General features: G+C 61.5%; 15 protein-coding genes, 3 pseudogenes and 1 riboswitch. Of the genes and pseudogenes, 4 read left to right on the top strand and 14 right to left on the bottom strand.

What is annotated here, in order from left to right; genetic code table 11:
- Positions 1-929 (bottom strand): IS1595 family transposase (locus CIT25_RS23670; RefSeq protein WP_095487031.1); only part of this gene is annotated, 929 nt, incomplete at its 3' end.
- Positions 930-1,562: 633 nt separating this feature from the next.
- Between CIT25_RS23670 and CIT25_RS23665 the strand changes: the two are divergent.
- A pseudogene (locus CIT25_RS23665) lies at positions 1,563-1,801 on the top strand (insulinase family protein); the annotation flags it as partial.
- Between the two features lie 57 nt (positions 1,802-1,858).
- Positions 1,859-2,917 (top strand): class I SAM-dependent methyltransferase, encoded by a 1,059-nt coding sequence (locus tag CIT25_RS23660; protein ID WP_095487025.1) that lies wholly within the window; start codon positions 1,859-1,861, stop codon positions 2,915-2,917.
- 441 nt (positions 2,918-3,358) lie between these two features.
- On the opposite strand, the gene CIT25_RS23655 is transcribed toward CIT25_RS23660, so the two are convergent.
- The 12 genes and pseudogenes from CIT25_RS23655 to CIT25_RS23590 form a co-directional block, all read right to left on the bottom strand.
- A complete protein-coding gene (locus tag CIT25_RS23655) occupies positions 3,359-4,789 on the bottom strand; it encodes an FAD/NAD(P)-binding protein (RefSeq protein WP_095487023.1) in 1,431 nt (476 codons plus the stop codon).
- On the bottom strand, positions 4,786-5,961 hold the full coding sequence (gene ssuD, locus CIT25_RS23650) for an FMNH2-dependent alkanesulfonate monooxygenase (protein WP_095487021.1): 1,176 nt from the start codon (positions 5,959-5,961) through the stop codon (positions 4,786-4,788). The genes CIT25_RS23655 and ssuD overlap by 4 nt, the downstream gene beginning before the upstream one ends.
- A 30-nt stretch (positions 5,962-5,991) precedes the next feature.
- Positions 5,992-7,239 carry an SfnB family sulfur acquisition oxidoreductase gene (locus CIT25_RS23645; protein ID WP_095487019.1) on the bottom strand — a complete coding sequence of 416 codons (1,248 nt, stop codon included), beginning with the start codon at positions 7,237-7,239 and terminating at the stop codon, positions 5,992-5,994.
- Positions 7,236-8,027, bottom strand: a complete 792-nt coding sequence (locus CIT25_RS23640) for an ABC transporter ATP-binding protein (RefSeq protein WP_095487017.1) — start codon at positions 8,025-8,027, stop codon at positions 7,236-7,238. The genes CIT25_RS23645 and CIT25_RS23640 overlap by 4 nt, the downstream gene beginning before the upstream one ends.
- Positions 8,028-8,093: 66 nt before the next feature.
- Positions 8,094-9,425 carry an ABC transporter substrate-binding protein gene (locus CIT25_RS23635; protein WP_095487015.1) on the bottom strand — a complete coding sequence of 444 codons (1,332 nt, stop codon included), beginning with the start codon at positions 9,423-9,425 and terminating at the stop codon, positions 8,094-8,096.
- 49 nt (positions 9,426-9,474) lie between these two features.
- Positions 9,475-10,524, bottom strand: coding sequence for a branched-chain amino acid ABC transporter permease (locus CIT25_RS23630; RefSeq protein WP_095487013.1), 1,050 nt, complete (start codon positions 10,522-10,524; stop codon positions 9,475-9,477).
- A 3-nt stretch (positions 10,525-10,527) separates the two neighbouring features.
- Complete coding sequence (locus CIT25_RS23625; RefSeq protein WP_095487011.1) at positions 10,528-11,424, bottom strand: branched-chain amino acid ABC transporter permease; 897 nt, start codon at positions 11,422-11,424, stop codon at positions 10,528-10,530.
- Positions 11,424-12,326 (bottom strand): ABC transporter ATP-binding protein, encoded by a 903-nt coding sequence (locus CIT25_RS23620; protein ID WP_095487009.1) that lies wholly within the window; start codon positions 12,324-12,326, stop codon positions 11,424-11,426. Before CIT25_RS23620 ends, CIT25_RS23625 begins: the two co-directional genes overlap by 1 nt.
- Positions 12,327-12,381: 55 nt before the next feature.
- Positions 12,382-13,482 (bottom strand): dimethylsulfone monooxygenase SfnG, encoded by a 1,101-nt coding sequence (gene sfnG / locus CIT25_RS23615; RefSeq protein WP_095487007.1) that lies wholly within the window; start codon positions 13,480-13,482, stop codon positions 12,382-12,384.
- Between the two features lie 25 nt (positions 13,483-13,507).
- Positions 13,508-14,077: an FMN reductase gene (gene msuE, locus CIT25_RS23610; protein WP_095487005.1), complete on the bottom strand. Its 570-nt coding sequence runs from the start codon at positions 14,075-14,077 to the stop codon at positions 13,508-13,510.
- 562 nt (positions 14,078-14,639) lie between these two features.
- Positions 14,640-15,243: pseudogene (gene scpB, locus CIT25_RS23605) on the bottom strand (SMC-Scp complex subunit ScpB).
- A 1,776-nt stretch (positions 15,244-17,019) separates the two neighbouring features.
- Positions 17,020-17,370: a hypothetical protein gene (locus tag CIT25_RS23590; protein ID WP_128284582.1), complete on the bottom strand. Its 351-nt coding sequence runs from the start codon at positions 17,368-17,370 to the stop codon at positions 17,020-17,022.
- A gap of 807 nt (positions 17,371-18,177) precedes the next feature.
- Here CIT25_RS23590 and CIT25_RS23585 point away from each other — a divergent pair.
- Positions 18,178-18,441 carry a hypothetical protein gene (locus tag CIT25_RS23585; RefSeq protein WP_095487001.1) on the top strand — a complete coding sequence of 88 codons (264 nt, stop codon included), beginning with the start codon at positions 18,178-18,180 and terminating at the stop codon, positions 18,439-18,441.
- A gap of 31 nt (positions 18,442-18,472) precedes the next feature.
- Here CIT25_RS23585 and CIT25_RS23580 read toward each other — a convergent pair whose 3' ends face one another.
- Entirely contained in the window at positions 18,473-18,832 is a 360-nt protein-coding gene (locus CIT25_RS23580; RefSeq protein ID WP_128284583.1) for a hypothetical protein, read from the bottom strand.
- A 235-nt stretch (positions 18,833-19,067) separates the two neighbouring features.
- Here CIT25_RS23580 and CIT25_RS23575 point away from each other — a divergent pair.
- Positions 19,068-19,325, top strand: a pseudogene (locus tag CIT25_RS23575) (aspartate 1-decarboxylase); the annotation flags it as partial.
- Between the two features lie 117 nt (positions 19,326-19,442).
- A riboswitch (TPP riboswitch) is annotated at positions 19,443-19,559 on the top strand.
- The last annotated feature ends 58 nt before the right edge of the window (positions 19,560-19,617 follow it).

The following is a 19,617-nucleotide window of genomic DNA, read 5'->3' as shown; positions in this document are numbered from 1 at the left end:
CCATAAGTCAGGCGCTTGCCCTTGGTGCCCTTCAAGACGATGAGCGAGCGAACGTTGTCCTCGATGCCCATGGCCGAACGGTTCGAGTAGCGGAAATCAAACTCAGCCAAATAGCGGTGCAGATGGTGTTCGGCGCAATGCTGGTAAACGCCCTTCATGCCGCGCTTGAAAATCGAATAATAGCCTTCCACGGTGTTGGTGTGGACGATGCCGCGAACGTATTCCTCGCGGCCATGATTGATTTTGCCATGGGCTGCGAACTCGGGACCAATGTTGTCGTACACGCGCGCATCGTCCGACATGAAGACGCTTTCCTTGTGGATGTTGGCGTTGACGATCGGCAGGACGCGGGCAACCGAAGCGCTGTCGATATGGAATGAGCGGGCAATGCCGCCACGCTCCACAAGGGTAAGCACGGTGTTCTTGTGAGCCGCGCCGGTCCTCTGCTTCGGAACGCCAGCAAGGCGGCCGATGTAGGTTTCGTCAACCTCAACGAATTTGCCGTTGCCGCCCATAGGCGTGAAGTCATCCGAGCGCATGGCCTCGCGAATGCGGTGCGACAGGAACCAAGCCGTCTTGTAGGTGCATTCCAGAACGCGGTGGAGCTGGTGCGAGGAAATGCCCTTCTTTGACGAGCACATAAGGTGGATGGCCTGCAACCACTTGTGCAGGGGCAAATGGCTTTCCTCGAAGATCGTGCCCATGCGAACCGTGAACTGGGCACGGCAGGCCGAGCACTTGTAGAGGCCATGGCGCTCGACGCCGTGCGGGTTCTTCTTCGAAGGCTTGGAGCGAACGCCAGCCAGCTTATAGTGCTTATCCATTGATCCACAGTGATGGCAGACCGGACCCTGCGGCCAAAGCATCGCCTCTACATGCTCGAATGCGGCGGCTTCGTCGTGGAAGTAGGGGCGGGACAAAACGGACATGGCTTTAACTCCTTGGAATCGTTATCGCTCATCCCGTTGGGTTTGTCAAATATATAATCGCCCACTCCTCCATCCCGAGTTCGCCCATAGCCACAATAAGCGGTTTCCAACGACCTCGCTCTGAATGCACCAGGCCAACTGGGTAAAAACGGGTAACCGGCACTTAAAGGCGTTGTAGTATCGCCACCAGAAATACTGCTCCGTGGTGCTGGCCTTTGCCTGGGGGCGCAACACGGCAACTACCTGCTCAAAACGGTTGGTCCTCTACCTCTTATTCACCGTCGCTTTCCTCGCGGCCTAACCCGGCCGGAATATCCGTTGCCAGAAAAAGGCCTCGCGGCCGGTTCGAGGCGCATCCCTCCTCCGAAGCAGCACGCTCAAGTATCGTCACAAGCCCCGAGCGCTTCGCGTTCGGCGATGTCCAAATTCCGACAATGTCGGATACAGTCAGATCTACTGGATTGCGTTTGAATGGTTTTCTCATTTGGCACAGTACATGCGGGTCATCCGCAAAACACGTGACCGACCAACAAGAATTCGCATGATCACCTTACCACAACATACAGCCGCCGCGGAACAATCACTTGGCCCCTGATCGCCCGCCCCGGCACCACAACCGGAGTCATCGATGTTATGACAGGCTGCCCAAGGATACCTGCTGCAACAGGGCTTGCCCTGGTGACGACCACTCCGGCTCCGCCGGTTACCGACGAGGGCAAAGTGACGGATTTCCTGCTTTTCAACGGCATGGAGGTGGCTGTCATTCCCGACCACCGCGCCGGTCGTCACCCATATGGTCTGGTGCAGGATCGGCAGCGCGGATGAGCCGCCGGGGATATCTGCATGTCTTCGAGCATCTGATGCTCAAGGCGCCTCATGACGAGCACGGCTCCGTCGCCTGGAGAGATTGAACCCAAAGGGAGATTCAGATGTCTGAAGCGAATCAGGAAAAGTTGGACGCATTCTTGGGGAAAATGGTCGGCGATCTCGGTGCGATCGCAACGGGCGCGGGAGTCCTGCTGGGGGACAGACTCGGCCTGTTCAAGGCATTGCGCGAAGGCGGCAAGATGACGGCCGCCGAACTTTCGACACGCACCGGCACCCAGGAACGCCTCGTAAGGGAATGGCTTTCCGGGCAGGCGGCGGCGGGCTACGTCGACTACGACGAAGCGAGCGACAAATTCTATCTCAACGCCGAGCAAGAGCTGGTGTTCGCCGATGAAGACAGCCCGGCCTTCATGGCAGGCGCATTCGAGTTCCTGTCCGCGCTGTGGCTCGATGAAGAAAAGGTGAGGCAGGCATTCCAGTCCGGCAATGGCGTCGGGTGGCACGATCATAGCGCGTGTCTGTTTCGCGGTACGGAGCGGTTCTTCCGTCCAGGCTACAATGCCAATCTGATCGACTCCTGGCTGCCGGCCTTGGAGGGCGTCGTCGAGAAGCTCGAACGCGGCGTGGACGTCGCGGATGTTGGATGCGGTCATGGTGCCTCGACCGTGCTCATGGCACAGGCCTTCCCCAATTCGCGCTTCGTCGGCTTCGACTATCATGCCCCTTCGATTGAGCGCGCCCGCAAGGCGGCCGAGGTAGCCGGCGTCGGCGTCAACACGCGGTTCGACGTCGCGGCCGCCAAGAGCTATCCCGGAACCTACGACCTCGTCACATTCTTCGATTGCCTTCACGACATGGGCGACCCGACGGGCGCCGCCACCCATGTCCACGGATCGCTCAAGCCGGATGGCACGTGGATGATCGTCGAGCCGTTCGCGCATGATCATCTGGCGGCGAACCTCAATCCCGTCGGACGCGTTTACTATGCCGCTTCCACGTTCGTGTGCACGCCCGCGTCCGTGTCGCAGGAAGTCGGGCTCGCGCTTGGAGCCCAGGCCGGTGAGGCGAGGCTGCGCAAGGTGGTGACCGGCGGCGGCTTCAAGCGATTGCGTCGCGCCGCGGAGACACCGTTCAACATGGTGCTGGAGGCCCGCCCTTAGCGTGGCCGTCGCCAGAAATTGCAGCTCATCGCATTTGATGAAGATCACCGCCAAAAATCCGGACGCATCGGGCTTTTCAAGGCGTCTGGGTTCACGCAGAGGTCGCTGCCGAGCCGCCTTCTCTAAACCACTGAAGTCGATGTCCGGCGGCAGATTCTTTCCCTCTCTGCGGCCACAAGGCGAGCAGCCTCGCTGTAGGCGTCTTCCCGCCCAGTGCTTTCTCGACCCGCCGCGGTGGGCTGATCGTCTCGGATCGTCATCAAAGCGGTGGACGCCGGTGCGAAGTCTGGGCATGGAGATCGGCACCTCCGAGGTCGAGCGGATCTGCTAAAAGCGCCAGGAGCGGCACGCGACCAGTGGCCTATTTACGACACGATGGGCTTCCACCTTCGCAATACGCTCGGTGAGTGTCATCTGGATAGCCTCATCGTGTTTGCAGCTTCACGACGCCTTACGACGCAACGCCGTTTGGTATCCAAGCCATTGGTGGATTTCAGCGGCTATACGCTCGGCATGCGCGGTGACTTCGGGAATTCCCATCAATTCGCCAACGCTGCCGCGCGCCAGCGGCCCGCTGACGAAAATGCTGTCGGTCGGTCGGCCGGAAGTGCTGAGCGCACGGCCTTGGCTGTCGGTCGCCAGGCCAAGGCCAATCGGGTCTAGCCGGACCAGTCCCATTCGCCCGAGATCGGCAATTGCTGTGTTGGTCCGGAAAATCTCGGCATGCGCCGGCCCGGTCGTGACGACCACCCTGTCGAACGTCTCGGTTGTCTGAGTGGGTTGGCGCCTTGGCCGCATCGCGACGCGAATGCGCCCGTCGACCTGCTCGGCGCCGACGATCGATGCGGCGCGATAGGCGAGCATGCCTTCGGCAACGCGGCGATCGAGCACGTCCGCGACCTGTGGCGCGATGCGGAAGCGATGCACATCCCACAGCGTGCGCAAATGGCGCACGAGGCGGCGTTGCTCGTCGAGCGGCAGGGCCTGCCAGATGATTTGTCCCTGACGTCGGACGGCATCGAGCACCGGGTGCCAGTCTTCGCCCCGACGCTTGGCATCTAGGATCGTGGCCCGGATGCGTCTGAGCATCACTGTTGCGCTGCGTGAAGGCAGACTGATGAAATCACCAATCGGGTCGACCGGGAGCACCGCGTGGCTGCGCGAACGATAACCATGACGTGACAGCGCGACGATGCGGCTACGATGCCCATTGCGGTCCAGCGTGGCAATGATGTCCGCCGACGTCAGTCCAGTGCCGACTACGAGCACATGGTCGTCGCGGCCGATCGCTTGCAGTCCTCCGAGATCATAGGGATTGGCCAACAGCCGGGCTGCAGCAGCCACGGACCGCAGGGCCGATGGCAAGGCGGGTGGCGGATGCGTCGCCGCAATCACTAGGGCGTCGGCTGCGAGCGTCCTTCCATCAGCGAGAATCAGGATGTAGCCCTGGCCACTGAGCTCGACTGACGCGACGGCGGACCTGACATGACGGATCACTTTGCCGAAGAGAAAGGGTTGGAGATAAGATTCCACGTAGCGCCCGAAAACGCGTCGCTGTGGGTAGAGTGCTCCATTTGCGGCAATAGCCTCGGCATCGTCGAGAATCGCGCCGGTCTGCTCCAGCCAATCGGCAAAGTGGCTGTCCTGGCCGGAGATCAGCGTCATTCTCGACGCCGGCACGTTGATGCGGTGTGAAGGATCGGCCGTCGAGTAGGCCAGACCATAGCCGAGCCCGTCTCTGGGCTCGACGACCACGATATCGGCAGCACCGGCGGGCAGCAGCCGCGCAAGATGAAACGCGGTCGCCGCACCGGAAAAGCCGCCACCGATGATGGCTACGACCGGTCCCCTGCCCAAGTCTCTGGCGCTCAAGACTGACTCGCGCGCGGTGCCGAAGGCCGATGGTCGCCGGCCACCGTTTCGCCGAACGGTCCCATGTTGACGGTCGTCGGGCGGGTCGAGATTTCATGATCGAGCGGCAACAACGGCAACACCAGTTCGCCGAACCGATAGGCCTCCTCCAGATGCGGATAGCCGGACAGGATAAAGCTATCGATGCCAATGCGCCGGTATTCGTCGATCCGTTCCGCAACTGTCGCCGCATCGCCGACCAGGGCGGTGCCGGCGCCGCCGCGCACCAGGCCAACGCCAGCCCACAGGTTCGGACTGATTTCGAGCTTGTCGCGGCGGCCGCCATGAAGCCGGCTCATGTGCGACTGGCCGACGGAATCCATGCGCGCGAAAACCTTCTGCGCCTCGGTTATCGTGTTGTCGTCCAGGCGGCTGATCAGGCGGTCGGCATCGGCCCAGGCCTCATCATTGGTCTCGCGGACGATGACATGCAGCCTGATGCCGAAAGTCACCTGGCGCCCGGCTTTCTCGGCAAGACCGCGCACATGGGCAATCTTTGCCGCGACGTCCGCCGGCGGTTCGCCCCAGGTCAGATATTTGTCGATCTGTTCGGCGGCGACCGCGTTACCGGCATCGGACGAGCCGCCGAAATAGAGCGGCGGATGTGGCGTCTGCACGGGCGGAAACAGTAGGCGACCGTCCTCGATACGGAAGTGCTTGCCTGCGAACGCTACGGTCTCGCCGCGAAGCACCGCCTTGTAGATGTCGAGGAATTCCCGCGTCACCTCATAGCGCTCGTCATGGCTGAGGAAGATGCCGTCGCCCTTGTTCTCGACCGGATCCCCGCCGGTGACGACGTTGATGAGCAGGCGTCCGCCGGAAATGCGGTCGAGCGTCGAGGTCATGCGCGCGGCTAGCGTCGGCGATTGCAGGCCCGGCCGGACGGCGACAAGGAAGCGAAGCCGCTGCGTCAGCGGTGCCAGCGCCGACGCCACGACCCAGCTATCTTCGCAACTGCGTCCTGTCGGCAGCAGCGCGCCATAGTAGCCGATGGCATCGGCGGCTTTCGCGACTTGGGTGAGATAGGGCAAGTCGACCGCCCTTCCCCCCTCTGAGGTGCCGAGATAGCGGCTGTCGCCATGAGTCGGCAGAAACCACAGGACCTTGATCCTGTCGGGAGTGGCAATGCTCATGAATGGTCCTCTGTGATTTGGAGGCGCTCACTAGCTCCAGGCATGGAGTGGCGGATTTACGTCGTTGAGGTAGTAGTTGCCGAGGATCGCGTATTTCCAGCGCACCGGATCGTGCAGCGTGTGGGTGCGGGCGTTGCGCCAGTGCCGGTCGAGATTGTGCTCGGCCAGCGTCGAGCGTGTGCCGGCGAGCTCGAACAGCTTGTTCGTGGCAATGATGGCGATCTCTGTGGTGAGAATCTTGGATTCGGCAACCGCGATCTGCGCTTCCGCGACGGTCTTCTCGTTCGGGTCGGCCACGGCGCGATCGACCGCAAGCCCGGCCCTTTCCAGAACCGCCTCTGCCGCGTTGGTCCGCAGGCGAAGGTCGCCAATCGCCTGGATCGTATAAGGATCCTGCCAGGCATGATCGACGCCGCTGTCGATCCAGGCGCGCGACTTGGTGCGCACGAAGCCGACAGTCTCGTCGATCGCCGCCTTGGCGATGCCGAGATCGACCGCGGCCTGGATGATCTGGAAGATGGCGCCGTCGGCCGTCGGCCTGTCGTAGCCCTTATAGCCGGGGACGAGATGCGTTTTGGGCACCTTGACATTGTCGAGCAGGACCGTGCCGGACAAAGTCGTCTTCTGTCCGAAGCTCGACCAGTCGTCGATGACCGTCAGCCCGGGCGCGCCGCGATCGGCGATGGCATACCAGGCACGCCCCTCGTCATCGAGGGCCACGATCGGCACCAGATGGGCAAGCAGAGCACCGCTCGAATAGAATTTCTGGCCGTTGACCACGACATGGTCGCCGGCGTCGACGAACTTTGTCTCGAAGTCGGCCGCGCGCTTGGAGCCGAACTCGGAGAACGCGTTGCCGAAGCGCGTGCCGGACAGCACCTCAGCGAAAAGCAGCTTCTTCTGCGCCTCGTCGGAGACGGTGCGGATAGCGGCGACGACGCCAAGATGGTTCTGCGGAATCTGGCCGAGCGACGGATCGGCCGCCGAGATGATGGTGATCACCTTCGACAGGGTCACATAGGAGAGCTCCGGCCCGCCATAGGCTTTCGGCACGTTGATCGACCACAGGCCGCTCTGCGAAAACGCATCGAGCTCTTCCTTCGGCCAGATGCGTTCACGATCCCGCTTGGAGGCATCCCTGGCGAATTCGGCGGCGAGTTTTTCGGCGACAGCGATTGCCTCGGCATCGGCCTTGATCACATGCGCCTTGGCAGAGGGTCGTTCGACCGGCGGGACGGCACTGCGGCTATCCGACGCCTGCCTGGATTGGATGGTCATGCTGCTGTCTCCTTGGGAAAATGTTGCGGTGGAAGCGGCGCGCCGCCGAGGTAGTAGGTTTTGATATCGGTGCGCTGGCGCAAGTCGGCAGCCGATCCTTCCAGCACGCTGACGCCGTTCTCGAGCACGGTGGCGCGGTCGGCGTATTTCAGCGCGACCGCCGAATTCTGTTCGGCAACGAGGATCGAAAGGCCTTCGTCGCGGTTGAGCCATTTCAGGGCGCTGAAGATCTCGTCGACGATCAGCGGTGCCAGCCCCATCGACGGCTCGTCCAGAACAAAGAGTTTCGGCCGCGACATCAGACCCCGGCCGATAGCCGTCATCTGCTGCTCGCCCCCGGAAGTGAGGCCGGACCGGGTTCGCCGCTTCTCGGCGAGCCTTGGGAAAAGTGAATAGACACGATCGAGGTCGGCCTTGACGCCAGTGCGAGAGGACGAGCGTCCGAGCGCGCCGGTGAAGAGGTTCTCTTCGACCGTCAGCGAGCGGAAGCAATGCCGGCCCTCGAGGACTTGGACAAGGCCGCTGCGGACTAGGTGCGAGGGGCTTGCCCTTGAAACATCCTCGCCACCGAAGGTGATCCGACCGGCGGTAATGGCGCCGCGCTCAGTCTGAAGGAGATTGGATACGGCGCGCAGCAGTGTCGTCTTGCCGGCACCGTTGGAGCCGAGCAGCGCGACGATCTCGCCCCTGCCAACCAACAAGTCGACGCCGTGTAGGGCGGCGATGGCGCCGTTGTAGACAGCTTCCACGCTGCTAACTGACAGTATCGGGTATTCCGGGATGGACATCGATGACTCCGCTCGGGAAGGTGGATGGCGCGGCCGGCCAGATTTGTCGGCCGCGCCATACCAAATTCAGTTGCTGACCACCGCGTCGGCGTCCTCGGCTGTGCGGATCTTGATGCCCTTTTCCTTGGCATAGGCCTCGGACGACTTCTCGATGATCGGACGCAGCAGCTTCCAGTCGGGAGCGATCCAGTCGGAGACGACATTCCACTTCTTGCCGTCCCATTGCTGGAAGGTCACGTAGCCGTCACCCTCGTGATTGTCCCAGGAGACGTTGATCGAGTGGAACAGGTCCTTGGCGCCGAGTGCCTCGACGCGCGCCGGATCGAGCTTGAGATGCTCGAAGCCCCAACGCACTTCGTCGCCGGTCAGCGTGCGGTTGCCGAACTTCGCCTGTGCGATGCGGACCGCCTCGACATTAAGGATGCCATTGACGATGCCGAGATTATGGTAGACCGAGCCGATGCGGCTCTTGTCCTCGAGATTGCCCTTGCCGGCGCCGTAGACGGTTTTGACGATCTCCTGGACCACCGGATACTGCTCGCCCGAGGCCTGGGTGGTGATGGCGGTGTAGCCCTTAGCGGCATCGCCGGCGGGGATGACGTCTTCCTCGGAGTTGGACCAGACGTTTCCGACGATATGGTCGGCCGGGAAGCCGGTCTTCTGGGCGGTTTTCAGGGCAACGGGGTTCATCACCCCCCAGCCGCGCAGCACCACGTAATCCGGATGCTCGCGCCGGATCGTCAGCCATTGCGCCTGCTGCTCGTTGCCGGGATGCGGCACCTCGATGTGCGACAGCTCGAAGCCGTATTTCTGCGAAAGCAATTCATAGATCGGGATCGTCTCCTTGCCGTAGGGCGAGCCGTGATAGAGCACCACGATCTTCTTGCCTTTGAGCTTGTCGAGGCCGCCTTCCTTGGAGGCGATGTAGTTCACGATGCCGGAGGTCTCGCTGTAGGGATTGAGCAGCAGCGGGAAGACGTAAGGGAACACGCGCCCATCTGTCGTGTCGGTGCGGCCGTGGTTGATGGTTATCAGTGGAACCTTGTCATCGGTGATGCGGTCGATCATGGCGTATGCGATGCCTACGGAAAGCGGGTTCCAGGCGGCGATGCCGGGATTGCTCTTCAATCGTTCGTAGACCTCGACGCCCTTCTCGACCTCATACTGCGTCTCGCCTTCGCTCCAGGTCAGCTTGACGCCGTTGACGCCTCCGTCTCGGATGTTGATCAGGTTGAGATAGTCGATGAAGCCGCCGAAGAAGCCCGTGCCGCCGGCGGCATAGGGGCCGACGCGGTAGCTCTGCAGAGGAAAATACTGTTCGTCGGCGTGAACCGCCGTCGCGCCGAAGACGAAGGCCGTGGCGATCGCCGCCTTTCGTAGGTGACTGAAGAAGGTCATGGGTTGCATCTCCTGAGGTTGTGGTCCGTGAGAGGATGTCGAGCGGCGCTCAGCTGGACCTCGAGCCGATCCGTCGTTTCAGGCGGTCGAAGAGGGCCGACAGCCCGTTCGGTTCCGCGATGAGGAAGATGATGATGAGCGCGCCAAGCACGATGCGCTGGCTCATGTCGAGCACACCTGAATCGAACAGGCCGCCGAACACGAAGGCGCCGAGCCGGGACAGAAAGAGCGGGAAGACGACGATGAACGCCGCGCCCAGAAAGGCGCCGCGTATCGAAGCCAGCCCGCCGATGATGATGATGAACAGGATCTGGAACGAGCGGTCGAGGTTGAACCCGGCCGGCTCGACGGTGCGCAGATAGGTGAAGGCCCACAGCACGCCGGCAACGCCGATGATGAAGGACGACAGCGCGAAGGCGAGCAGCTTGGTCTTGAGCACCGGAACGCCGATGACCCGTGCCGCGGTCTCGTTGTCGCGCACGGCGATGAAGTTGCGGCCGGTGGCGCTGTTGACCAGCCTCGACACGAGCACTGTGATCAGGATCACCGTCGTCACCGAAAGCAAATAGCGGCCGGTCGCGCTGTCGAGCGAAAGACCGGCGACGGCCAGGTGCGGCGCCGAGACCACCCCGGACGGGTTGTCGTTGGAGAACCAGCCGAACTTGGTTAGCGCCCATTGCACGAAGAACTGGGCGGCGAGCGTCGAGACGGCGAGGTAGAAGCCGCGCAGCCTGAGACTGGGCAGGCCGAACACGACGCCGAAGCCGGCGGCGGAAATTCCGGCCAGGATCATGGTCACCGCCAGCGGCAGGCCTTCGACCCTAAGGTTGAAATTGTAGGCGCCGAACGCGCCCACCGCCATGAAGGCGGAAGAGCCAAGCGAGAGCTGGCCGCAATAGCCGGTCAGCAAATTGAGGCCGACCGCCGCCAGGCTGAGCGCCAGGAATGGCAGCAGGATCGCCTCGACCAGATAGCCCGAAGCATAGGCAGGGACCACGCCGTAGGCGACGACGAACAGGGCGGTCGGCAATGCCAGCTTCTGAACGAGTTTCGCCCAGTCGACTGGAAGCCTTGCGGTGTCGAGAGCTTGCACGGCCATGGTTCAGACCCTTTCGACGGTTTTCTGGCCAAACAGGCCGGAGGGGCGCACCAAAAGCACCACCAGCGCCAGCGCATAGGCGAACCAGCCCTCGATGCCGCCGCCGACGAACGGGCCGAGATAGACCTCGGCCAGCTTCTCGCTGGCGCCGATGATGAGGCCGCCAACGATGGCGCCGAGGATGGAATCGAAGCCGCCAAGCACCAGCACCGGCAGCGCCTTCAGCACGATCAGCGACAGCGAGAACTGGACGCCGAGACGCGCGCCCCACAACAGCCCGGCGACCAGCGCGACGAAGCCGGCCGCCGTCCACACGGTGCCCCAGATGCGAGGCAGCCGCAGCCCGACGGCGAGGGCCGCGAACTGATCGTCGGCGACGGCGCGAAACGCAAGGCCGATCCGCGTCCAATAGAAGAAGGCGCTGAGGCCTGCGACCATGGCGGCGGCGATCGCCGCCGCCAGCAGGTCGAAGGACGAGATCAGTACGCCGCCGACCTCGAAGGGGGTGTCGTCGATGCCGAGGTCGAGCCCGTGCACCTGCGTGCCCCAGATAAGCTGGGCGGCACCTTCGATGATGTAGGAGAGGCCCAGCGTCGCCATGAACAGCGTCATCGGCGAGCGGTTGACCAGCGGCCTGAGCACGGTCCGCTCGATGGTGAAGCCGAGCGCGACCATGACCGCGAAGGTGATGAGCAGCGAAAGCGCGAAAGGGACGCGGCGTTCGACCAGGCTGACGAAAGTGAGTGCTGCAAACAGCACCATCGAGCCTTGCGCGAAGTTCAGCACGCCCGAGGTCTTGTAGATCAGCACGAATCCGATGGCGACGAGCGAGTACATGACGCCCGACAGCAGGCCTCCGACCAGCACCTCGATGACGAAGAGGAAATCATAGTAGCTCATCAGATGCCCTCGCTGTCTTCGCCCTCGGCGGTGCCGAGATAGGCCTGGATCACCGCAGGATCGGCGCGCACCTGGGCCGGCGTGCCGTCGGCGATCTTGCGGCCGTAGTCGAGCACGGCGACGCGGTCGGAGAGGCCCATGACAACGCCGATGTCGTGCTCGATCAGGATGATGGTGACGCCGTGCCGGTCGCGCGCGGCGCGCACGAAGCCGGCCATCTCGGCCTTCTCGGTCGCCGTCATGCCGGCCATCGGCTCGTCGAGCAGCAGCAGCTTCGGCTCGGCGACCAGCGCGCGCGCCAGCTCGACCCGCTTCTGCAGGCCGTAAGGCAAGGTGGCGACGAGGCGGTCGGCGACGCTTTCGAGATGCAGGAAGGCGACTATCTGATCGGTCTTTTCGGCGATCATGGCATCCTCGCGCCGGGCGCGTGGCAGGCCTGCAATGTGTTCGACAAAACTGGCGTGCCTGGTGTGGACGCGGCCGGACGCGATGTTGTCACGCACCGAAAGCCCGCCGAACAGCGCCAGGTTTTGGAAGGTTCGTGCAACGCCCAGTCGCGCCAGATGGTTCGCCGGCACCCGGGCAAATGGCTGTCCGTCGATCGTGATCGTGCCGTGGTCGGCGTGGTAGAGGCCGCTGATGATGTTGATCAGCGAGGATTTGCCGGCGCCGTTGGGGCCGATCACCGCGCGGATCTCGCCGCTCTTGACCTCAAGGTCGACATCGCTCAATGCCGTGACGCCGCCAAAGGAAATACCGATCCCATTCAGCGTCAGGATCGCATCAGCCTTTGCCGACAGGCGCGCCCGGCGCGTGTCCTCCACGGGGCCAACACCAGCAAGAATGCGGGAAATTTCGGGCGCGCGCTCGTATGCGGCGGCTCCCAGCGAAGCACCAATCATGAAACGTCCCTGTTTTTGAAGGAGAGCTGGCGGCGGCCCGAAGGCCGCGCCTGACCTATTCCGCGGCGACAAGCTCCCTGTCGCGAGCTGCTTCCAGTTCGCGCACCAATGGGATGACGCGCTTGCCGAAGAACTCGACCTCTTCCTGGAAATGCAGGAAGCCGAGCAGGATCAGGTCGGCGCCGGCATCCTTGAGCTTCAGGATGCGTTCGGCGATCTGTTCAGGCGTGCCGATGAGATTGCTGCGGAAGCCGTCATTGTATTGCACGAGATCCTCGAAGGAGGATTTCGCCCAATTGCCTTCGCCTTCCGGCGAGGCCTTGCCGGCATTCTTGACCTGATCGGCAAAGCCCTGCACCGCCTCCGGATTCGCCTTGGCGATGATCTCGTCGAGCACGGCGCGCGCTTCCTGCTCGCTCTCGCGGGCGATGGCGAAAGCGTTGACGCCGATCCTAACCTTGTGGCCGTTGGCTTTCGCCTTGGTGCGGATGTCGTCGACCTGCTTCCGGATCTCCTCCGGGGTATTGCCGTTGGTGAAATACCAATCGGAGACACGAGACGCCATGTCGCGAGCGGCTCGCGACGAGCCGCCTTGGAATATCTCGGGCAAGGGCTCGATCGGCTTCGGCTTCATGGAATAGTTGGTGAAGCGGTAGAAATCGCCCTTCAGCGTGAAACTGTCTTCCGTCCAGATGCCGCGCAACGCTCGGATAAATTCCTCCGACCGGCGATAGCGCTCGTCATGATCGAGCCAGAGTTCGCCAATCGCGGCGAACTCGCCTCGGAACCAGCCGCTGACGACATTGACGGAGACGCGGCCATTGGTCAGGTGGTTGATGGTAGCGATCTGCTTGGCCGCCAGCGCAGGGTTCCACGGGCCGGGCAGGATCGCTGCGATAACCTTCAGCGTTGTGGTCGCGGCAAGCAAGGCATGGCTGAACGAGACTGATTCGTGCTGGTTGTCGGCCCCATAGCCGGCCGTGAAACGGATCTGGCTCAGCGCATAGTCGAACCCGTTGGCCTCGGCAATCTGGGCGAGCTTGCGGTTGTAGTCGATATCCCAACCTGTCCGCTGCTCAATGTTGGAGATCACCAGGCCGCCGGAAACATTCGGGACCCAGTAGGCGAATTTGATGGCGTCGGAATGCGAACTCATGTCGTCGTTTCCCCTGTTGATTGGCTCAGCCGACGCGGGTGGCGACGGCAGCATTTGCGTGACTGGAGTTGAGCAAGGAGACCGCGTCGGTGGCAGCCCTTGCAATGCGCTCGATGATGGCTGCGCCGACGATTTCGCCATCGACGAAATCGTCGGGCGCGCCGTAGACGCCCGTAGGGACGGTGACAGCGCCAAAAAAGCCGAACAATGGCCGGAGCTGATGTTCGAGGACCAGGCCATGGTATGGGCTCCCGCCGGTCGCGGCGAGAAGCACGGTCTTGCCCGTCAACGCGCGATAATCGACCAGGTCGAACAGGTGCTTGAGGGCGCCAGTGTAGGAAGCCCTATAGACAGGCGTTCCGACCACGAGCAAATCGGCCTTCTCGACACGCTGGATAATCGCTTCTCCAGATGCGCCAAGTGCGCCGCGGGATAGTCCGGCGAAAAGTGAGGGTGCCGCCTCCGTGATCTCGATCAGACCGGTGTCTGCAGGCACGCGCAACGCGACCGCCTTGACCAGCGCATTGACCACCGCCGTGGTGCGGGACGGGTTGCTTACGCCGCCCGATATTCCGAGAACCGATAATCGTGCCAAGTCATCAATCTCCCACACTTTGCATGCGCGTTAGGCCGCACCAAACCAGATCAAACGATATTCTATTAAATCTGTAGAGCTAAGGTACTTTGTTCTGATGTTTTGACGTCAATGGGAAAAACGGCGCTGTTACCCACATGGCAAAGGGGTGGAATCTTTAACGATCGGCTAAAACCCACAGTTACGACAATCAAGCTGCCGGTACCCATCGCGGTCCGTCTCTCATAAATTCACTGCAGATATCGTGGAGCTTGAGACTTTAATCGCAGATCCAAAGTGACGCCGCAGAGGCAGCTCGACCGCAGATGAGACCAAAGAAGTGACTTCGCGCCAAGCCAGAGAGCACCTGAGCACAGTAATAACTGACTGACGTACACGTCTCCTTCGCCTACCGTTTTCCAAGGACGCCAAGCTCGCAACTTGAGGCGCTTGCTACCGAAGGGTGTCGCTTCATTGTTTGATTAGACCCGCTTCTCTTTATGCGTACCGAAGATCCCGACGTTCGGCGGAGATTTGAACAGCATCACGCGCCGGCGGTCGGCTGCTGCGCGGCAGCGAGCAGCTAATCCTCGATCTCGACGTCGGCGTTGTAGTGATGGGAGGAAAAGCCGGGCACTATGGCGCCCTCCAGCAGCTTCCCCTTCGACAGAAGTCCAGCATCCTCGAGCGCCTCGAAATCCGGCAGGTCGCGCAGCGTGTCGAGCCCGAACTCCACCAGGAACTCTTTTGTCGTCACGTCGGTGTAGGGCGCGCCTGGGGTCGGGCTGCGTGGACCGGAGGCGATGAGCTTCGCACCACGCAGATGGCCGACCAGGTCGCGGCTGATCTCCTTGCCGAAGAATGGCGATAGCTCTCCACGGGTGATCGGTTGGAAATAGGCGATGCACATCAACACCAGCACGTCCGACTGGGTCAGGTCTACACCACGCACGCTGTCTCCGACGGCCTTGCCAAATGCACTGCGGATGGCGTCGGCATAGGCCGGGCGGGTCAGGTGTTTCCAGCCGCCGGCGACGGAGACCAAATCATAGGGGCCGGCCGCGCAACTCTTCGCGGATATCGTCGATTAGCAGATCGATGCTGCAGTTCTTGCCGACGATCCGCGCCAGCGTCGCACGGCCAACGGGCTCGCTGGCTGCAAAGATCGTCGCCTCGACGCGCTGCATCCATTCGCGCCACCGCGCCTCCGGCGGCAGATGATCCAGCTCCCGATCAAACAGCTGGTCAGCTGATCGACGGTCGTAACCCGACCAAACCCACCACTAACGTGTATGCAGCGTCCTGCGCACATATTTTACTTACGCGTAGTGGCGCGGCGTCGGAGGCCGACTGCTAGGAAGCGGTCGAGCATTGCATTCACCTGGTCAGCCACTTCGATGGTGTTGAAATGGCCAGCTAACAACGTCTTGGCCAGGATGAGCTGCGAACAACGAGCCTTTAGCCAGTCGAGATCCCGGGTAGCGTTCACTAACGGCACAGTATCAATCGGTCCTGAGTCTCGGCAAAATAGGAACCGACTGATGCTGAAACACGATGGTCTGTAAGAGGCACCAAGTGGGGATAAATGTCGACTTGGCCCGGTGCAGAAGCATCGGCGGAATGACGTGGATGCGTAAAGCCAGTCGGCAAGATGCCGACGCGGCCGAAGGTGAACTTGAAGGATCTAAATGTCTGAGCAGGATCGGACCGCCAGTATCAAAGCGGCGATCAGACAACGCGTCTATTTGCCACCATAGCCTCCAATTCGTCAACGAGACCGGAGGCGGCCATTTCATCTTTCATGGCACCGCCCAAGCGTCGGGCCGCATCCGGGCGCGACCAAAACAAGGGCACGAATTGCGACTCTGGCAATGGCCTGTCTACCTGCAACCCCCGACTTCGGCGCCTTGCGACCGGTAATCAGGAGAATCGAAAAAACAGCCAATACGGCAAACAGGGCGGACGACCGCCCATGGGTTAGTTCCATCAGAAACCCGACTAGTCCTCCTTCGCCGGGGTCGGGACCGAGATGGGCGGCACACATCCCGAAGACAGCCAGGCCCCGAGCGAGGTCGATGCCGACCAGCCGATCTACCACCGACCCATGGCTCGCGCCGGCCATCGGGGAGTTCTCGGCTGGCGGTGCCTGTGCTATGCTGGGCTCCTTCCTTGGTTATGTCGATCGCGGGGTCCGCGACAGGAGAGCCGGTCGGCTGCTGCCGTCGTCTCACCCTCAAGGGTGCAAATCTCGTTCCAATCTGACGGATCGAGCCGGCGACAGAAGTTTATGCTTGCTGTTCAGCTCTTTAGCCGACGGCAAACAACACATCGGCTTACCAAGCCTGTGGCGCGGACCTGACAAACCCCACACAGCGTGTCGCGGGGCCGCCATCTTGAGGCAATGGCGGTGAACCGGCGAGATGCCAATCAGCGTGAGCGTACCTGGTATGTGGCCTGCATACGGGTGCGAGATATTCTGATTGTCCCCCACACCCTCAGGCGTCAAAAGACTCCTGGTTCAGCTCTATCGATCTGCGTCAGTATGAAATTCCCGAGCTGGAGCTTCGTCCTTTGCGCGTCGGGAAACGCAGCCGCTGGCCTCCCGGCCGAACGAGCAGTCTTCCGACATGTTTGCCGCCGAACAGCGGTGCATTGAGGAAAGTGCCCCACCGGTCGTCTGGCGCCGGCCCAGTTGGCACGACGCTGATCGGCTGGGCGACCCTCTCGATGGGGTCGTGACCTCAGAGAGCCACGTTGAGCATCCGGAGGTGGTCGGTGCCGGAGCGCGTCGGGGCGTCATCCTTCAGAAGCTGATGGAGGAGCTTCTCACGGGCGAGCTCGCGGGAGAGACTGGACGCAAGCGCGTCCCGCGCGCGCGAACTGCTCGATCAACTGATCTCAGACGACGACGATTCTCGGCCAGATTCCAAAGAGAGGCCGCGGCGGCGCTTCGCGGGCTCGCGTTACCACAGATCGCAGAACTGTGATCTCGCCTTGTGCCCGAGATCGCAATCTGAGCTCGCGACGAAGCATATCGCCGGACGGGCCGATGCCTTCGCGATCATCAAAGGACGGGTCGACGCCGCGATCAATTGGAAATCGGACGTGAATCCCACGCCTACGTCCGCGAGGCGCATGTGCAGCAATTGCGCGATTACCTTTCTGCGACGGGCGCCGAACGCGGAGCGAGCGGCGAGGTCACCTGGATCCAACGGCGGACGCATTGGGCGCTCGCGATCAATAGTATCCTCAGGATCGATTGCAGCGCTTCCGAAGTAAGTACCGCCAATTAAAAGTCGGTTGCCTTTTTCCACCGCCGCCTCACACATCGTGTTGGAGCTGAAGAGCTACCTGCAAATCCTCGCAGCGGGCGCGGCCACATCCCTGATTTTACAAATTAACACGTCTTGATTTTTAGAAAATGCCACGTGCGATGATGGCGCCGCCAAAAAACAATGTCACGCGAGATGATCATGCCTGAGGTAAATGGTCCGCCAAAGTTTGGAACGGTATACCGGTTGAATGATGGATACACCAGGCCGGATAAGGGCTTCGGGTTCCGGACGACGAAACTAATCGACGGATACGCGCTGCGCTTGAGGGAAGCTGCATGCGCGTTACGGTTATGACCATCCAGGGATGCCGGACATGATCTTGAATAGTGACATTGCAGGCCAAAGAGCGGCCGAGGAGCTAGCAGAGGGCCTGAAATCGCAGGGCAAGCAGCAATACGAAGACAGGTCGAGGGAACGCGAACGAGATATGTCTCGTTAGGTCGCACGTTGCAGCAAGGGTGCCGTCGGAAGGCAATCCGCCGTGTCTCTTACGAATAAGGGAGAATTTCCGCGGCCGGACTCTCTCTGAGTGGGCGTGCATGACTGCCAACGGAAGGTCTTGCACGCACCCTTGCGATCTTGAGCAATGGTCGCCATGACTTTCTTCTTGCAAGCTTTTGAGTGGCCCAGCCTGCGATCACCAGACCCCACCGACTCTAAAGAGCGTTGGCAGACGGGATAGTCGAGGTTGCCCGGGCACAATCACGCTCAAGGCTTGCGCCGCCCAGAGGACACGCTGAAAAGGCAGCATGGGGGCGCGAGCTCGCCATTCACGAGAGATTCGACATGAAGACCATGCAAGAAAAAGACATTCCCGCATTCGTGCAAGCAGTTGCGGACGCCGGCTGCAACATTTGCGCGATTGGCAACTTGGGATACGTCTTTGGCGATGCTGATTTGACGCCGGCGCAACGGAGGGCCGTCGAGCCACAGCTGCGTAGGATTGCTGAAATCTACGGCGAACGCGATCATCTCATGGACGAGATAGCTGTATATCTGCGGTCGATCGGACGCCATGTCGAGGTTGAGCCGAAGACAGGTGTTTCCTGATGGCCGCGATCGCGTTCCGTAGTCGCCATTTCTATTGGGTAACGAGAAGCCGTCTTCCAACATCTGAATCATAAGGGAGGTGACCCGCAAGGCCGCTCTCGAGACCGCAAGTCTGAGCCGCTGACGCATGGCGATAACCAGACTGTCCGAACTGGGCGGCGATATTCTTCGCGTCGATGCCTTCCTCGACCAGGTCGCGGTAGGCGGCGATCTCATCTACCGCATGCATAGCCAAGCCAGGGAAGTTTTCGGCAGGGGAATTCAGACTGGAGGGCACGGCCGATCCGGCCGCCGACGACCCCGCAGGGATTGCCATGTACGGCAACGCCAACAGCAGGCGGATCAATACTCGGATAATGGCGGCCGGATATGTAGCGATCGATCGCCGCACCAACATATCAATGCAATAGCTTAGTTGCTTTCAAAGGCGGTCGTACGAACTGCAAGCAAGCTAAACGATTGCGTCAACTCGTCCACGCAGAGCGAAAACTCCGCGGCCCATGCGATTTCTCTGCTGGAACAGCGGCACATCCTCAGCGCCAGGACACGGCCGCCGCCGTCGGGTTTTACGAAGCCGGTGATTGCATAAGTTGCCCGCAAGATATCATTGGTATCGGGAACGCCGCCGATGCTGCATCCTGAATCGAGCGGCCGCCCGCACCTGCCAGCCCGACGACCAGATCATTATCTGCAACTCCATTTACCTGGACGAGGTGCAAATCACCTCGCTGAAGCCGCGAATCGTCACCTTGGACCAGGATAACCACATCCGTGACCGCCTGAGCTACTCGGTGGATCTCGACGCACATGGCCGATACAGTTTCTCCATCCTTCACGAAGCGAAAGAGGCTTTGGCCATTCCAGCCCTGGTCTCCGGGGCGTGACTTGTCCCCGATGCATGCGCGAGCTCTCCGCCCGGTTTTGACAGGCCGCCGGTCATCGCCACCGGCCGAAGGCGCCCGAATGCGCTTGACAAGATAGCGTCGGCCCGTCCAACCTGACGCATTCACCAGGGGAGTCCCGGCAAGGGGCTGAGATACTGCTTGCTTTCGCGGCGCAGTGACCCGTTGAACCTGATCCAGTTCATACTGGCGTAGGGACGGTGCAAGCGCTTTGCGGGAGTTTATGCCCGAGGTCCTGTTTCGGCAGGTCGACAGAAGCGTCTTTTCATCCTTC

The sequence above is a fragment of the Mesorhizobium mediterraneum genome (genome assembly GCF_002284565.1).
Lineage (GTDB): Bacteria > Pseudomonadota > Alphaproteobacteria > Rhizobiales > Rhizobiaceae > Mesorhizobium > Mesorhizobium mediterraneum.
The sequence above is the reverse complement of the archived record's forward strand: the minus strand, read 5'-3'. Positions and strand labels throughout refer to the sequence as shown.

What these genes read in the sequence shown, in the direction of transcription:
- CIT25_RS23660 (WP_095487025.1), top strand. Translation starts at nt 1,859, where the DNA reads ATGTCTGAAGCGAATCAGGAAAAGTTGGACGCATTCTTGGGGAAAATG.
- CIT25_RS23645 (WP_095487019.1), bottom strand. Translation starts at nt 7,239, where the DNA reads ATGACCATCCAATCCAGGCAGGCGTCGGATAGCCGCAGTGCCGTCCCG.
- CIT25_RS23585 (WP_095487001.1), top strand. Translation starts at nt 18,178, where the DNA reads ATGAAGACCATGCAAGAAAAAGACATTCCCGCATTCGTGCAAGCAGTT.
- ssuD (WP_095487021.1), bottom strand. Translation starts at nt 5,961, where the DNA reads ATGAGCATTGCCACTCCCGACAGGATCAAGGTCCTGTGGTTTCTGCCG.
- CIT25_RS23630 (WP_095487013.1), bottom strand. Translation starts at nt 10,524, where the DNA reads ATGGCCGTGCAAGCTCTCGACACCGCAAGGCTTCCAGTCGACTGGGCG.
- sfnG (WP_095487007.1), bottom strand. Translation starts at nt 13,482, where the DNA reads ATGAGTTCGCATTCCGACGCCATCAAATTCGCCTACTGGGTCCCGAAT.
- CIT25_RS23640 (WP_095487017.1), bottom strand. Translation starts at nt 8,027, where the DNA reads ATGTCCATCCCGGAATACCCGATACTGTCAGTTAGCAGCGTGGAAGCT.
- CIT25_RS23625 (WP_095487011.1), bottom strand. Translation starts at nt 11,424, where the DNA reads ATGAGCTACTATGATTTCCTCTTCGTCATCGAGGTGCTGGTCGGAGGC.
- CIT25_RS23620 (WP_095487009.1), bottom strand. Translation starts at nt 12,326, where the DNA reads ATGATTGGTGCTTCGCTGGGAGCCGCCGCATACGAGCGCGCGCCCGAA.
- CIT25_RS23635 (WP_095487015.1), bottom strand. Translation starts at nt 9,425, where the DNA reads ATGACCTTCTTCAGTCACCTACGAAAGGCGGCGATCGCCACGGCCTTC.